The sequence below is a fragment of the Stenotrophomonas sp. AS1 genome (assembly GCF_048957655.1).
In the GTDB taxonomy this organism is placed as follows: Bacteria; Pseudomonadota; Gammaproteobacteria; order Xanthomonadales; family Xanthomonadaceae; genus Stenotrophomonas; species Stenotrophomonas bentonitica_A.
Genome location: NZ_JARVXM010000002.1, coordinates 105538 through 119960, shown reverse-complemented (window position 1 = coordinate 119960; position 14423 = coordinate 105538). Strand labels below are relative to the sequence as shown.

Annotated in this window: 14 protein-coding genes; 7 read left to right on the top strand and 7 right to left on the bottom strand. The window is 67.1% G+C overall.

Annotated elements, in window-relative coordinates:
• Positions 1-118 precede the first annotated feature (118 nt).
• The 7 genes from PV764_RS04030 to PV764_RS04000 all read left to right on the top strand — a co-directional run bounded on the left by PV764_RS04030 (position 119) and on the right by PV764_RS04000 (position 8036).
• On the top strand, positions 119-877 hold the full coding sequence (locus tag PV764_RS04030; RefSeq protein WP_399621443.1) for a gamma-glutamyl-gamma-aminobutyrate hydrolase family protein: 759 nt from the start codon (positions 119-121) through the stop codon (positions 875-877).
• Positions 874-2268, top strand: a complete 1395-nt coding sequence (locus PV764_RS04025) for a glutamine synthetase family protein (protein ID WP_019185860.1) — start codon at positions 874-876, stop codon at positions 2266-2268. Before PV764_RS04030 ends, PV764_RS04025 begins: the two co-directional genes overlap by 4 nt.
• Positions 2269-2400: 132 nt before the next feature.
• The gene (locus PV764_RS04020; RefSeq protein ID WP_046272012.1) at positions 2401-3507 is read left to right on the top strand and encodes a polyamine ABC transporter substrate-binding protein; all 1107 of its coding nucleotides are present in this window, start codon (positions 2401-2403) and stop codon (positions 3505-3507) included.
• Between the two features lie 164 nt (positions 3508-3671).
• Complete coding sequence (locus tag PV764_RS04015; protein ID WP_019185858.1) at positions 3672-4805, top strand: ABC transporter ATP-binding protein; 1134 nt, start codon at positions 3672-3674, stop codon at positions 4803-4805.
• Complete coding sequence (locus PV764_RS04010; protein WP_019185857.1) at positions 4802-5713, top strand: ABC transporter permease subunit; 912 nt, start codon at positions 4802-4804, stop codon at positions 5711-5713. The genes PV764_RS04015 and PV764_RS04010 overlap by 4 nt, the downstream gene beginning before the upstream one ends.
• Positions 5710-6555, top strand: coding sequence for an ABC transporter permease subunit (locus PV764_RS04005; protein WP_019185856.1), 846 nt, complete (start codon positions 5710-5712; stop codon positions 6553-6555). Before PV764_RS04010 ends, PV764_RS04005 begins: the two co-directional genes overlap by 4 nt.
• Before the next feature lie 116 nt (positions 6556-6671).
• Entirely contained in the window at positions 6672-8036 is a 1365-nt protein-coding gene (locus PV764_RS04000) for an NAD-dependent succinate-semialdehyde dehydrogenase (RefSeq protein ID WP_019185855.1), read from the top strand.
• 185 nt (positions 8037-8221) lie between these two features.
• On the opposite strand, the gene PV764_RS03995 is transcribed toward PV764_RS04000, so the two are convergent.
• The 7 genes from PV764_RS03995 to PV764_RS03965 all read right to left on the bottom strand — a co-directional run bounded on the left by PV764_RS03995 (position 8222) and on the right by PV764_RS03965 (position 14333).
• Positions 8222-9220 (bottom strand): magnesium and cobalt transport protein CorA, encoded by a 999-nt coding sequence (locus PV764_RS03995; protein ID WP_019185854.1) that lies wholly within the window; start codon positions 9218-9220, stop codon positions 8222-8224.
• A gap of 15 nt (positions 9221-9235) precedes the next feature.
• Positions 9236-10492 (bottom strand): DUF4105 domain-containing protein, encoded by a 1257-nt coding sequence (locus tag PV764_RS03990; protein WP_421116216.1) that lies wholly within the window; start codon positions 10490-10492, stop codon positions 9236-9238.
• Positions 10493-10500: 8 nt separating this feature from the next.
• Positions 10501-11382: an HlyC/CorC family transporter gene (locus tag PV764_RS03985; protein WP_019185852.1), complete on the bottom strand. Its 882-nt coding sequence runs from the start codon at positions 11380-11382 to the stop codon at positions 10501-10503.
• Between the two features lie 64 nt (positions 11383-11446).
• A complete protein-coding gene (locus PV764_RS03980) occupies positions 11447-12040 on the bottom strand; it encodes a hypothetical protein (protein WP_046272008.1) in 594 nt (197 codons plus the stop codon).
• 82 nt (positions 12041-12122) lie between these two features.
• Positions 12123-12809, bottom strand: a complete 687-nt coding sequence (locus tag PV764_RS03975; RefSeq protein WP_019185850.1) for a hypothetical protein — start codon at positions 12807-12809, stop codon at positions 12123-12125.
• Between the two features lie 55 nt (positions 12810-12864).
• Positions 12865-13350 (bottom strand): rRNA maturation RNase YbeY, encoded by a 486-nt coding sequence (gene ybeY / locus PV764_RS03970; RefSeq protein ID WP_019185849.1) that lies wholly within the window; start codon positions 13348-13350, stop codon positions 12865-12867.
• On the bottom strand, positions 13347-14333 hold the full coding sequence (locus PV764_RS03965; protein WP_070426995.1) for a PhoH family protein: 987 nt from the start codon (positions 14331-14333) through the stop codon (positions 13347-13349). The genes ybeY and PV764_RS03965 overlap by 4 nt, the downstream gene beginning before the upstream one ends.
• Between the last annotated feature and the right edge of the window lie 90 nt (positions 14334-14423).

The following is a 14423-nucleotide window of genomic DNA, read 5'->3' as shown; positions in this document are numbered from 1 at the left end:
AGTCTGTCGCAGCGTCTGCCCCCGGCGTGTGAGGGGGCGCGCGCCGACGAGGCGGCGCTGAGTTGCGCGGGATCTGCGCGCAGGGGTAACGTGGCTGCAGGTCATCCGAGCATGACGCATGGTCTCGCCCCCTTGGGTCGGCCTGCCCACCGACAGCACGATGCTGGGCCATCACCGCTTCGCGGCGGCCGGTGAAAAGTACATCCGAGCGCTGGTCGAGGCGGCCGGCGTCACCCCGGTGCTGTTGCCCAGCCTGCAACCGCCGCTGCCGGCCGCGCCTTGGCTGGACCGGCTGCAGGGCCTGCTGCTGACCGGCGCGGTAAGCAACATCGAGCCGCATCTGTATGGGGGACCGCCGAGCTGGCCGGGCAATCGGCATGACCCGGCGCGCGATGCGAACGCGCTGTCCTTGTTGCATGAAGCGCTGGCCCGCGATCTGCCGGTGCTGGCGATCTGTCGCGGTTTCCAGGAATTGAACGTGGCGCTCGGCGGCAGCCTGCATCCGCGCGTGCACGAGGTGCCGGGCCTGGGCGATCATCGCGAAGACCCGCAGGCGGCGGTCGAGGTGCAGTATGGTCCTGCACATGCGGTGCAGCTGTCCGAAGGCGGTTGGCTGGCCGGCTGGGCCGGGGCGCCCACGGTAACGGTCAATTCCGTGCACGGGCAGGGCATCGACCGGTTGGCCGACGGGCTGCGGGTCGAGGCCACCGCCGCGGATGGGCTGATCGAAGCGGCGCGCAGTACCGCGCACCGTTTCGTGCTCGGGGTGCAGTGGCATCCTGAGTGGCGGGTGGCCGACAATCGGTTCTATCACAGCATTTTTCACGCTTTCGGCGATGCTTGTCGCCGCAACTCTCTTACAGCAGACCGGTCATGACCACCCGAACGCGTTCGCGCAAAGCCGCCCCCAAGCCTGTTCCGCAGGAGAGCACGCTGCTGCGCTGGCTCAAGGACCGGCGCATCACGGAGGTGGAGTGCCTGGTGCCGGACATCACCGGCAACGCGCGCGGCAAGATCATTCCGGCCGACAAGTTCTCGCACGATTACGGCACGCGCCTGCCGGAGGGCATCTTCGCCACCACCGTCACCGGCGAATTCCCGGACGACTACTACGAGCTGACCTCGCCCTCGGACTCGGACATGATCCTGCGCCCGGATGCCGACACCGTCCGCATGGTGCCATGGGCGACCGATCCCACCGCGCAGGTCATCCACGACTGTTTCACCAAGACCGGCGAGCCGCACGAGCTGGCCCCACGCAACGTGCTGCGCCGGGTGCTCAACGCCTATGCCGAGCTCGGCCTGCGCCCGGTGGTGGCCCCGGAGCTGGAGTTCTTCCTGGTCCAGAAAAACACCGACCCGGATTTCCCACTCTTGCCGCCGGCCGGCCGTTCCGGTCGCCCGGAGACGGCGCGCCAGTCGTACTCGATCGACGCGGTCAACGAGTTCGATCCGATCCTCGATCTGATGTATGACTACTGCGACGCGATGAAGCTGGACGTGGACACGCTCATCCACGAATCCGGCGCCGCGCAGCTGGAGGTCAACTTCACCCACGCCAATGCGATGGACCTGGCCGACCAGGTGTTCCTGTTCAAGCGCACCATGCGCGAGTCGGCGATGCGCCACGGCATCTATGCCACCTTCCTGGCCAAGCCGATGGAGAACGAGCCGGGCAGTGCGATGCACATCCACCAGAGCCTGCTGCGGATCAGCGATGGCAGCAATGTGTTCAGCGGTGAGCACGGCGGTGAGGATTTCAGTCCGCTGTTCGGCCATTACCTGGCCGGCCTGCAGAAGTACGTGCCGGCGGCGATGGCGTTCTTCGCGCCGAACGTGAACTCCTACCGCCGGCTGATGTTCGGCGAGGTCTCCCCGAGCAACGTGCACTGGGGCTTCGACAACCGCACCTGCGGGCTGCGGGTGCCGCTGGATACGCCGGAGAACATGCGGGTGGAAAGCCGGTTCGCCGGTTCGGACGCCAATCCTTACCTGGCCATCGCCGCGACCCTGGCCGCCGGGCTGCTGGGCATCCGCGAGCAGGGCTCGCCGACCGCCCCGATCAGCGGCAGCGCCAAGGAGCTGGGCTACGACCTGCCACGCTCGCTGGGCGAGGCGCTGGACGGGCTGGAAGGCTGCCCGGCGCTGCGCGAGATGCTCGGCGAGCGCTTCTGCCGCGCCTATGTGTCGGTCAAGCGCAAGGAATACGAGACCTTCTTCCGGGTCATCAGCTCCTGGGAACGCGAGTTCCTGCTGCTCAACGTCTGACCCCACGCACCACATCCGGCATGGCCGTGAGGGCCGTGTGCTGGGAAAATGGGGGCATGCCCGGTAGGCTGGCACCCGTTGCGCCGGTCCGGCCGGTTCCCCCCAACTCGCACCTGACCTGTGGAGAGTCCGATGAAGCTGCGAATCCTCACCCTCGGCATTGCCGTATCCGTGCTGACCGCCTGTGGCGGCGGTGACAAGCAGGACGACGCCAAGGTGCTGAACGTCTACAACTACAGCGACTACATCGCGGAAGACACCATCCCGAACTTCGAGAAGGCCACCGGCACCAAGGTGACCTATGACGTGTTCGACAGCGATGAGATGGTCGAAACCAAGCTGCTGGCCGGCAACAGCGGCTACGACGTGGTCGTGCCGACGCTGAATTTCTTCGGCCGCCAGATCAAGGCCGGCGTGTTCCTGCCGCTGGACAAGAGCAAGATCCCGAACCTGGCCAATCTCGACCCGAGTGTGATGAAGCGCATCGCGCAGCAGGACCCGGGCAACGAATACGGCGTGCCGTACATGATCGGCACCACCGGCATCGGCTACAACGTGGAACTGCTCAAGCAGCGCTTCGGCGGCAGCACCGAGATCGCCAACAGCTGGGACCTGATCTTCAAGCCCGAAAACATCGCCAAGATGAAGGACTGCGGGATCACGATCCTGGATACGCCGTCGGACATGATCCCCATCGCGCTGCATTACCTGGGCGAGGATCCGCACAGCCAGGATCCGGCCACGTTGGAGAAGGCCGCCGCGCTGCTCAAGACCATCCGCCCGTACGTGCAGAACTTCCACTCCTCGCAGTACGTGGGCTCGCTGGCCAACGGCGGCACCTGCCTGGTGGTGGGCTGGTCCGGTGACATCATCCAGGCCCGCGACCGCGCGGCCGAGGCCTCCAACGGCGTGACCGTGGCCTACTCGATCCCGCGCGAAGGCGCCCCGCAGTGGTTCGACATGCTGGCCATCCCCAAGGATGCCAAGCACCCGGAGGCCGCCTACGCCTTCATCAACTACCTGCTCGAGCCCAAGGTCGCCGCGGCCAACACCAACTTCATCCATTACGCCAACCCGGTGACCACGGCCACGCCGCTGGTGGACGAGGCGATCCGCACCGATCCGACCATCTACCCGCCGGCCGATGTGGCGGCCAAGATGTTCACCTACTCGATCAACACGCCGGAGGTGGACAAGCTCTACACCCGGCTGTGGACCGAGGTGAAAACCGGGCGCTGAGTGCCCCCTGCGACGCCGGCCCCGCGCCGGCGTCGTCGTTTCGGGGGCCGCGTGCGTCCGGGGCCGGCAACGCGGGCCGCCCCGCCGGGTAGCACATGACGCGGCCACCACCGGTAAAATGGGATGCTCCCCCCGTCCTGCCGCCGCTCCTGGAGCCGCCCCCCATGCCATTTGAAGCCAAGCCGGAAGGCGCGGTCCTCCCGGTCCTGGAACCGGGTTACCTGTCCATCCGCGCGCTGCGCAAGGAGTTCGACGGCTTCGTCGCGCTCGACGACGTCACCCTGGACGTGCGCAAGGGCGAGATCTTCGCGCTGCTGGGTGGCTCGGGCAGCGGCAAATCGACGCTGCTGCGCTGCCTGGGCGGCTTCGAGACCCCCACCCAGGGCACCATCGACCTGGACGGCCAGCGCATCAACGCGCTGCCGCCGTACCAGCGCCCGATCAACATGATGTTCCAGTCCTATGCGCTGTTCCCGCACATGACGGTGGAGCAGAACATCGCCTTCGGCCTGAAGCAGGACGGCATGGCCCGCGATGCGATCAATCGCCGTGTCGGCGAGATGCTGGAGCTGGTGCAGTTGACCAAGCTGGCCAAGCGCAAGCCGCACCAGCTCTCCGGTGGCCAGCAGCAGCGCGTGGCGCTGGCGCGGTCGCTGGCCAAGGGCCCGAAGCTGCTGTTGCTGGATGAGCCGATGGGCGCGCTGGACAAGAAGCTGCGCTCGCAGATGCAGCTGGAGCTGGTCAACATCATCGAGACCACCGGGGTGACCTGCGTGATGGTCACCCACGATCAGGAAGAAGCCATGACCATGGCCACCCGGATCGCGGTGATGGATGCCGGCTGGATCCAGCAGGTCGGCAAGCCGGATGAAATCTACGAACAGCCGGCCAACCGGTTCGTGGCCGAGTTCATCGGTTCGGTGAACCTGTTCGACGGGGTGCTCGATGAGGACCTGCCCGAATACGTCACGGTGCGCACGCCGCTGTTCCCTGCGCCGATCTACGTCGCCCACGGCATCACCGGCTACGAAGGCCAGCCGGTAGCCTTCGCGCTGCGCCCGGAGAAGGTGATGATCGGCAAGGACGAACCGGCCGGCGACACCAACAAGGCGCAGGGCGTGATCGAGGAGATCGCCTACTTCGGCAGCCACTCGGTATTCCATGTGCGCCTGCCGAGCGGGGCCAAGGTGCTGTCCAACTTCGCCAATTCGCAGCGCTGGGCCAGCGATGGCCTGACCTGGGGCGATACCGTCTGGGTGCACTGGCGCGACAACGACGGCGTGGTGTTGACCTCATGAGCGCGACCGGCTGGAAGCGCTGGCTCCCGGGCACGCGCGCCGGCGTGATCGCCGCGCCGTACCTGTGGCTGCTGCTGTTCTTCGCGGTGCCGTTCGTGATCATCCTGATGATCTCCTTCGCGCGCACCCAGGTCGGCTCACCGCCGTACACCTGGCTGCTGGAGTACGTGGACGGCGCCTTCTCGCTCAAGCTCAACCTGGGCAGCTATGCGGCCCTGGTCAAGGACAACCAGTACCTGTTGGCCTACCTGAGCTCGATCAAGATCGCGGTCATCTCGACCCTGCTCACGCTGTTGATCGGCTATCCGATGGCGTATGTGATCTCGCGGATGAGCCCGGCCGCGCGCAACGTGGCGATGATGCTGGTGGTGCTGCCCTCGTGGACCTCGTTCCTGATCCGCGTATATGCGTGGATCGGCATCCTGGACCGCAACGGCCTGCTCAACCAGCTGCTGCTCAAGCTGGGCCTGATCGATGCACCGCTGCAGATCCTGTACACCCCGACCGCAGCCTACATCGGCATCGTGTACTGCTACCTGCCGTTCATGGTGCTGCCGCTGTACGCCAACCTGGTCAAGCTGGACAACCGCCTGCTCGAGGCCGCCTACGACCTCGGCGCCAAGCCGTGGCAGGCCTTCCTGCGGATCACGCTGCCGCTCTCGCGCACCGGCATCATCGCCGGCTGCATGCTGGTGATGATCCCGGCCGTGGGTGAATTCGTGATCCCGGAAATGCTGGGCGGGCCGGACACGCTGATGATCGGCCGCGTGCTGTGGGGCGAGTTCTTCAACAACCGCGACTGGCCGACGGCCTCGGCGGTGGCGATCGTGATGCTGGCCCTGCTGCTGGTGCCGATCCTGCTGTTCAACCGCATGCAGCAGCGCGAGCTGGAAGGAAAGCTGGCATGAGCATGGTGCGCAGCAACCGCTGGTTGGGCTGGAGCCTGCTCGGGCTGGGCTTCGCCTTCCTGTACCTGCCGATCCTGTTGTTGATGGTGTATTCCTTCAACGCCTCCAAGCTGGCCACGGTCTGGTCGGGCTTCTCCACGCGCTGGTACGGTGAGCTGTTCAACAACCGCCAGATCCTGGATGCGCTGTGGATCAGCCTGAAGGTCGCATTCTGGACGGCCTGCGCGGCCACCGTGCTCGGCACGATGGCCGCGATGGTGATGACCCGCATGCGCCGCTTCCCGGGCAAGACCCTGTTCGGGGCGTTGATCACCGCACCGCTGGTGATGCCCGAAGTGATCCTGGGCTTCTCGCTGATGACCCTGCTGGTGGCGATGGGCGGCATCCCCGGCTTTCCCAGCCGCGGCGTGACCAGCATTTGGATCGCGCACGTCACCTTCACTCTGTCCTTCGTGACCGTGGTGGTGTCTTCGCGGCTGCAGGAGCTGGACCGCTCGCTGGAGGAGGCCGCCATGGATCTCGGCGCGAGCCGGCTCAAGGTGTTCTTCCAGATCACCCTGCCGATCATCGCCCCGGCGCTGGTGGCCGGCTGGCTGCTGGCGTTCACGCTATCCCTTGATGACGTGGTGATCGCCAGCTTCGTGGCCGGGCCGAACTCCACGACCTTGCCGATGAAGGTGTTCTCTTCGGTGCGGATGGGCATCAAGCCGGAGATCAATGCGTTGGCCACCCTGATGGTGCTGGCGGTGTCGATCGCGGCGGTGGTCGGCTGGTACATCACCGCCCGGGCGGAAAAGCGCCGCCAGCGTGACATGCAGATGGCACTGCAGGACCCCAGCTGAACGGTGCCGGGGCAGGGCGCTGCTGCGACGCTGTGTCGCGGCGTTCACCCTGATCCGGCAACATCCGGCTCACGAGGCCGGGCGCACAATGCGGGTCTGACTTTCGGAGACCCGCGATGACCGCTGACATCATCAATCCCGCGACCGGCCAGGTCACGTATCGCCATGAACTGCTCACCGCCAAGGAGGTCGAGCAGCGCCTGGCGGCAGCTGCCGGGGCGTTCCCGGCCTGGGCGGCGCGTTCGCTGCAGGAGCGCGGGGCGATCCTGCGCGCGATTGCCGCCCAGCTGCGCCAACGCAAGGGCGACATCCAGCACGCGATGACCACCGAGATGGGCAAGCTCAAGGTGGAGGCGCTGGGTGAGATCGAAAAATGCGCCGAGGCCTGCGAGTTCTACGCCGACCACGCCGCTGACTACCTCAAGCCGCAGCTGATCGATACCGAAGCCCAGCGCAGCTACGTGCGCTATGAGCCGATCGGCTGCGTGTTCGCGGTGATGCCGTGGAACTTCCCGATCTGGCAGGTGTTCCGCTTCCTCGCGCCGGCGTTCATGGCCGGCAACGTGGCCCTGCTCAAGCACGCCAGCAACGTGCCGCAGTGCGCCGACCTGATCCTGGCGGTGTGCCGCGACGGCGGCCTGCCCGAAGGCGTGTTCGATGTGCTGCACATCGACAACGACCAGGCCGCCGAAGTGCTGCGCGACAAGCGGGTCAAGGCGGTGACGCTGACCGGCAGCGAGCGCGCCGGGCGCTCCATCGCGGCCAACGCCGGCGACCAGCTCAAGAAGTGCGTGATGGAACTGGGCGGCAGCGATGCCTTCGTGGTGCTGGACGATGCCGATCTCGAAAAGACGGTGGCTGCAGCAGTGAAGTCACGCTTCGACAACAGCGGACAGACCTGCATCGCGGCCAAGCGGTTCATCGTGGTCGATGCGATCGCCGATGCGTTCGTGGAGAAGTTCGTCGCCGCTGCAGGCAAGCGCGTCTACGGGGATCCGCAGGACGAGAACACCACGCTTGCCCCGATGGCACGCGCGGACCTGCGCGATGAGCTGCACAAGCAGGTGCAGGACAGCATCGCCAAAGGCGCGAAGCTGCTGCTGGGTGGCGAGCCGGTGGCTGGTTCGCATGCCGGTTATCCAGCGACCATTCTGGACAACGTCACCCCCGGCATGCCGGCGTATGACGAAGAACTGTTCGGCCCGGCCGCCGCGATCCTGCGCGTCACCGATGACGCCGAAGCACTGCGCGTGGCCAATGACACCACCTTCGGCCTGGGCGGCAGCGTGTGGACCACCGATGCGGCCCGTGGCGAAGCCATCGCCCAGCAGCTGGAATGTGGTGCCGCCTTCGTCAACGCCATCGTCAAGAGCGACGTGCGGCTGCCCTTCGGCGGCAGCAAACGTTCCGGCTTCGGCCGCGAACTCGCCGAGCATGGCATCCATGAGTTCATGAACATCAAGACCGTTTACGTCGCCTGACGCCATGAACCCGGTAGTGCCGGCCGCTGGCCGGCTCACGCCCATGCCCCGGACGGCCGCGAACATCAGATGAGGGTCATGCCACCGGAGGAGCCGGCCAGCGGCCGGCACTACCCACCGTCGTGGCCAGCCGTCGCCCGCCGTAGCGAGCAACGGTCACCACCGTAGCGACCAACGGTCGCTGCCTACAGCCAGCGCGCGCGCTTGAACAACCGGTACAGGCCCACGCACACCGCACCCACGCCGATGATCATCGCCGGGTACGCCCATGGCTTGTCGAGCTCGGGCATGTGCGTGAAGTTCATGCCGTACCAGCTGGTGATCAGGGTCGGGGCGGCCAGCAGCGCCGCCCACGCACCCAGGCGCTTGACCGTCTCGCCCTGGGCCAGGGTGACCAGCGAGAGATTCACGCTCAGCGCGGTGCCCAGCATTTCGCGCAGGGTGTCGATCACATCGCTGATCCGTACCGCGTGGTCGTGCACGTCGCGCAGGTACAGCTTCACTTCGTCCGGCACCAGGTCACCCTGGTAGCGCTTGATCTGCGAGAGCATGTCCTGCAGCGGCGCCACGGCCATGCGCATCTTGTTGAGCTCGCGCTTGAGCTCGTACAGGCGCACCACGGTGTGGCGTTTGTAGTTGTCGGAGAAGATGTCCTTCTCCAGCAGTTCCAGCGTGTCGCGGTAGCGCTGGGTGATCGGCAGGTAGTTGTCGACCACGAAATCCAGCACCGCGTACAGGCAGTACGAGGGCCCCATGGTGCGCAGCAGCTCCGGCTCGCGCTCCACGCGGGCGCGCGGGGCGGCATAGGAGAGCGACGCGCCGTGGCGCACCGTGACCAGGAAGCGCGGGCCGAGAAAGGCGTGCGTTTCGCCGTAGCGGATCCGCTCGTCCACCATCTGCGCGGTGGTCACCACCACGAACAGCGAATTGCCGTAGGCCTCGACCTTGGGCCGCTGGTGCGCGTTGCGGGCGTCCTCGATGGCCAGCGAATGCAGGCCGAATTCTTCCTGCAGTTTCAGCAGCACGCTGTCATCGGGCTCGTACAGGCCGACCCAGACGAAGCCGTTGTCGCTGGCGATCACATCGCTGATCGCATCCAGGCTGATGTCGTGGCGTTTGCCCTGGTCATCGTAGTGAACGCAGTTGATGACGCAGGCGGGGTTATCGGGTGTGACGGTATCCATGGCGGGCATCGTGCGTCAGCGGCCCGTGACGGGCAGGTCACGGCGGCCCAGTGCCCATGCCAGCGCCACGTGGATCGGCAGCAGCAACACGATCCACTGCAGGTTGTACTGCGCCTGCAGGGTCAGCCAGTGCAGCACCAGCCCCAGCAGGGACAGCCCGGCCACCGCCCACAGCACGATCCGGAACCACGCGCGCGGCACGCGGCCACGCAGCAGGGTGACCGCGGCGGGGACAAGCAGCAGGCACAGCGGCGAGAGCTGCAGCAGGTTGCGGTTGGCCCAGGCGGCCTGGTGCGCGCTGAAGCCCCACAGGTAGGTCAGCAGTGCGCCGCCAATACCGCAGAACAGCCAGAACGGCAGCACGAGGCCACCAAGCAGACGACGCCGGCGCCGCAGTGCGACCACGCCTGCGGCAGCGATCAGGCCGCACAGCAGCCACGGCCACCAGCGGCGGGGAGACTCGCTCGGTTCCGGCGCGATCCGGTGCGGCAGCAGTTCCTGCTCGGCCTGCACCAGCGGGCGCCCTTCGCTGTTGCGGACCTGGCGCAGCGCATCGGCCAGGCGCATCGGGACGAACGCTTCCTGCCAGCGCGACAGTGGCTGGTCGGCAAACGGGCCCAGGCCGATATCGAAGCCCAGCCACATCCACGGCGAGGGCGAGGCCAGGCGTACCGATTCACTGCGGTAGGTGTTGCCGCGCGAGCGCCCCGACAGCTGCGAATGCAGGCCGCCACCGAGGGCACCATCGATCGCATCGCGGACCATGGTGGCGCAGTTGGCGGTGTAGTAATCGTAGTGGTAACGCGCGTTTTCCGGCTTGGCGCGCTCGGCCAGCGATTCGGCCAGGGTGCGCGCCTGCACGGGCGTCAGGTCCAGCCACTGCACGCTCGCGCCGCGGCCGCTCTCCTGGTAGTAGGACAGGTCCTGCCCGAGTGGCAGCGCGACCAGGTAGTACATCATGTCGCCGCGCACGAAGTTGCCGATGAAATCGGACTCGCTCGGGTCGAAGTAACCGAAGTTGTAGGAGGTTGCTTCGCCAGTGACCGGATCGACCACCACCAGCGCGTCATGCCCGAAGCGTTCGAAGAAAATCTCGCCCGGCTGCATGGTGACCACGCCGATGCGCGGCGCCCCGCCGGCAGGTGCCGCGGTGGCGGGCGCGGGCGCGGCATCCCGCGCGGCCAGCGCCCCGAACGGCAGGCTCGCCATCGCAAGCAGCGACAACACGAACAACAGGCGGCACAGCGACCACCGATTCAAAGGGGGCCGCATGGCGTGGGTCAATCCTCGTTTTGGGTGTCGGGCGGCAGCACGGTCACGTGGAACGCCTGCACGCGGCGGGCATCGGCACGCGCCACCCGGAACACGAAGCGATCCAGGGTGAGCTCATCGCCGGTTTCGGGCAGGTGCCCGATCGCCTCGGTGACCAGGCCACCGATGGTGTCGTAGTCATCGTCGGGGAAGGTGGCACCGAAGCGCTCGTTGAAATCCTCGATCGCGGTCAACGCGTCGACCACGTACTGGCCATCGGCCTGGATCGCGATCTGCGAGGTGTGGTCCTCGGCCTCGTCATGCTCGTCGTCGATCTCGCCGACGATCTGCTCCAGCACGTCCTCGATGGTGACCAGCCCGGCGACACCGCCGTATTCGTCCACCACGATGGCCATGTGGTTGCGCGAGAGCCGGAACTCCTTCAGCAGCACGTTGAGCTTCTTGGCCTCGGGGATCAGTACCGCCGGGCGCAGCAGCTCACGGATGTTGGCCGGCCCGTTGTCGGCGACCACGCCACGCAGCAGGTCCTTGGCCAGCAGGATGCCGAGGATGTCGTCCTTGTTGTCGCCGTGCACCGGGAAGCGCGAATGGCCGGATTCGACCACCTGCTTCATCAGTTCAAGGAAGGGGGCTTCGACCGGCAGGGAGACCATCTGCGAGCGCGAGATCATCACGTCGCCAACGGTGAGCTCGGCCACCGAAATGGCGCCTTCCATCATCCGCAGCGTGTCCGCGGCGATCAGGCCGTCTTCGTGCGCGGTGTGCAGTACCGCCACCAGCTCGTCGCGGGTGTGGGGTTCGCCGGAGAAGGCAGAGGTCAGGCGTTCGAGCCAGCTGCGCTTCTTTTCATTGTGCTCCTGCGCGGAGCTACTACTGTCGTCTTCAGACATCTCTGGAAAAAAGGCACCCGGCAGGCCGGGCGTTGGATTTAGTCTATCAGGATGCGAGGGCCTGTCAGCGCCTCGCCGCCGCCGGGTTCACGCCCGGCGAGGGGGCCGCGGTGGGGCTGGCCGGCGGTGTTTCCTCCTCCGGCGGCAGGTCCAGGCTGTAGGTGCAGCCGGCCAGGGTCTTGCCCGGGTGGGAGTTGACCGTGGACAGGCTCAGGATCACCGATTCGATCAGGGCCTCGCCGGTCCGCGGGTCGGTCACGTCGCGGCTGACCAGCTCGCGCCCGGCCATGAATTTCCGGGGGGTGTCCACGCCGTCTTCCAGGGCCAGGCGCTTGGCCAGCGGGCGCGGGTCGGCCAGGTCCAGGATGGCCATGATGCTGGCCCCGGCGACGGCGATGTACTCGGCGCGCTCGCCGAACACCGTGATCGGCGCGGCCAGGCGGAATTCGGTCATGAACTGGTTGGTCTGCGGCAGCGGCTGCAGGCCGTTGGCGACTGCCTTGAGCGGGTCGGCCACGACCGGGGCGACCGCCTCGTAGTCGCTCACGCGCTGGCGGCATTCGATCAGGGCGGGCAGGTCCAGCGGTGGCGCTTCGGCGAAGGCCGGGGCGGAAAGCACGGCCAGCAGGGCCAGGCAGGCAGATCGCAACGGGGTCATCGGAACAGGTCCATCAACAAAGGCGTGCAGCGCACGGACGCGGCGTCGATCATAGCGGGGGGCGGCCCGCCATGGCAGGCCGTCAGCGACGGCGCAGCAGCCAGCGCACGGTGGCGGTGAAGGTGACCACCGCGATCCCCGCCGCACACAGCAGCAGCACCACCGCACCCAGGTGGATCAGCGCGGGGGCGCCGGCGGTGGAGGCGACCAGTCCGCGCCCGAATACCAGTGCGAAGGCGGCGGCAAGCACGAACAGCAGGGCGACCTGCACCGGCCGGGCACGGAAGGTCGCCGATTGGGCCGGTCGGGCACCATCGCGCCGCGACCAGGCATACAGCGTCCGCCACCCCAGGGGAGCGGCCAGCGCGGCCGCCAGGCCTGACCAGGCCACCACGCTGAAGCCGGTGGCGGTGAGCGTTGCCCCGCCCGGGTCGGCCAGCAGATGGGGCAGGGTCAGGCCCGCGAACAGGCACGTGAGGGTGCCACCGATGAACACGGCCGCTGACAGCGCCGCCAGCCGGCGGGTCCAGCTCGCGGACAGCGGCGCGCGCCGCTGCCGGGCCGCCCACCAGCTGCGTGACGGCGCCAATGACAGCAAGGCGATCACCGCCGACAGCGCCAGCATGCCCATCCGGATGGCGCCGGGATCACGCCCCGCCGGGGCCAGCGCGGTCAGGCCTGGCGCGCCCAGGGCGGAATACACCCCCGCCAGCAGGGACAGGGCGAGCAGTACGGGGCCCAAGGCGGAGCGTCGATCAGGCATCGGCATGGCGGCATACATCCTTGTATGGCGAAGACATCAGCAAGCGCAGCGCAGGGGGGACTCAGCGCTCGCCGGCATACGGATCGGCGATGCCGAGTTCGGCCAGGATGTCGCGCTCGAGCTGTTCCATGGCATCGGCTTCCTTCTCGTCCTCATGGTCCCAGCCGAGCAGGTGCAGCACGCCGTGCACGGTCAGGTGCGCGTAATGGGCGTTGAGCGCCTTGCCCTGTTCGTCGGCCTCGCGGGCAACCACCGGGGCGCAGATCACCAGGTCGCCCAGCAGCGGGAACTTCACGCCCTTGGGCAGGCCCTCCGGCAATTCAGCGGGGAAGCTGAGCACGTTGGTCGCGTAATCCTTGCCGCGGTAATGCCGGTTCAGGGACTGACCTTCCTTGGCATCGACCAGGCGGATGGCCAGATCGGCCTCGCGGATGCGGCCTTTCAGGGCCGCGGCCACCCATTTGCGGAAGCTCACCGCCGACGGCAGACCCGCGCGGGGCAGGGCGTAATTGATGGCGACGTCCAGGCGTACGGGACCACGGGTCATGGGTTCGCTCCGGGTTGGACCTGTTGCAGATCGCGGCGATCGTAAGCGCTGACGATGCGCGCCACCAGCGGATGACGGACCACGTCGCGCGCTTCGAAGAAGGTGAAGCTCACGCCCTCGACATCGCGCAGGACCTCGATGGCATCGCGCAGGCCGGATTTCACGTGCTTGGGCAGATCGGTCTGGGTGAGATCGCCGGTGACCACCGCAGTGGAGCCGAAGCCCAGGCGGGTCAGGAACATCTTCATCTGTTCGACCGTGGTGTTCTGCGCTTCATCCAGGATCACGTACGCATCGTTGAGGGTGCGCCCGCGCATGTAGGCCAGCGGCGCGATCTCGATGACGTTCTTCTCCAGCAGTTTGATCACTTTTTCCACGCCGAGCATTTCATACAGCGCGTCGTATAGCGGGCGCAGGTACGGGTCCACCTTCTGGCTCAGGTCGCCGGGCAGGAAGCCGAGCTTTTCGCCGGCCTCCACCGCCGGGCGGACCAGGATCAGGCGCTGCACGCGCGCTTCGTTGAGCGCTTCCACCGCACTGGCCACGGCCAGGAAGGTCTTGCCGGTACCGGCCGGGCCGATGCCGAAGTTGATGTCATGGGTGGTGATCTGGTGCAGGTAACGGGCCTGGTTGGCGCCCCGACCGCGCACGGTGCCGCGCTTGACCTTGATCGCCACCTCCTGGGCCTCGTAGGCGCGTTCTGCCACCTGCTCCACGTTGGCCTGGTTCAGGCGCAGGTGGATGGCATGGCTGTCGAACACCACGTCGCCGGCTTCGGCGTACAGCGCTTCGATCAGGGCCTGCGCATCGGCGACGACGGCCTTGGGGCCGGTCACGCGGAACACGTGCCCACGGTTGGCGATTTCCACGCCGAGTTTGAGTTCCACCTGACGGAGATGTTCGTCGAACGGGCCGGCCATGTTGGCCAGGCGCTCGTTGTCTTCCGGGGTGAGGGTGAAGTCGCGTTGTGCGAGTGCGGTCATTGCGTCCGGCGGCCGCCGGTCCAGCCGACCGGGCCGCAAGCTGGGAAAGGGAGAACAGGGTAGCGCGGGTGTCGGGCCGCCGCTACTTTT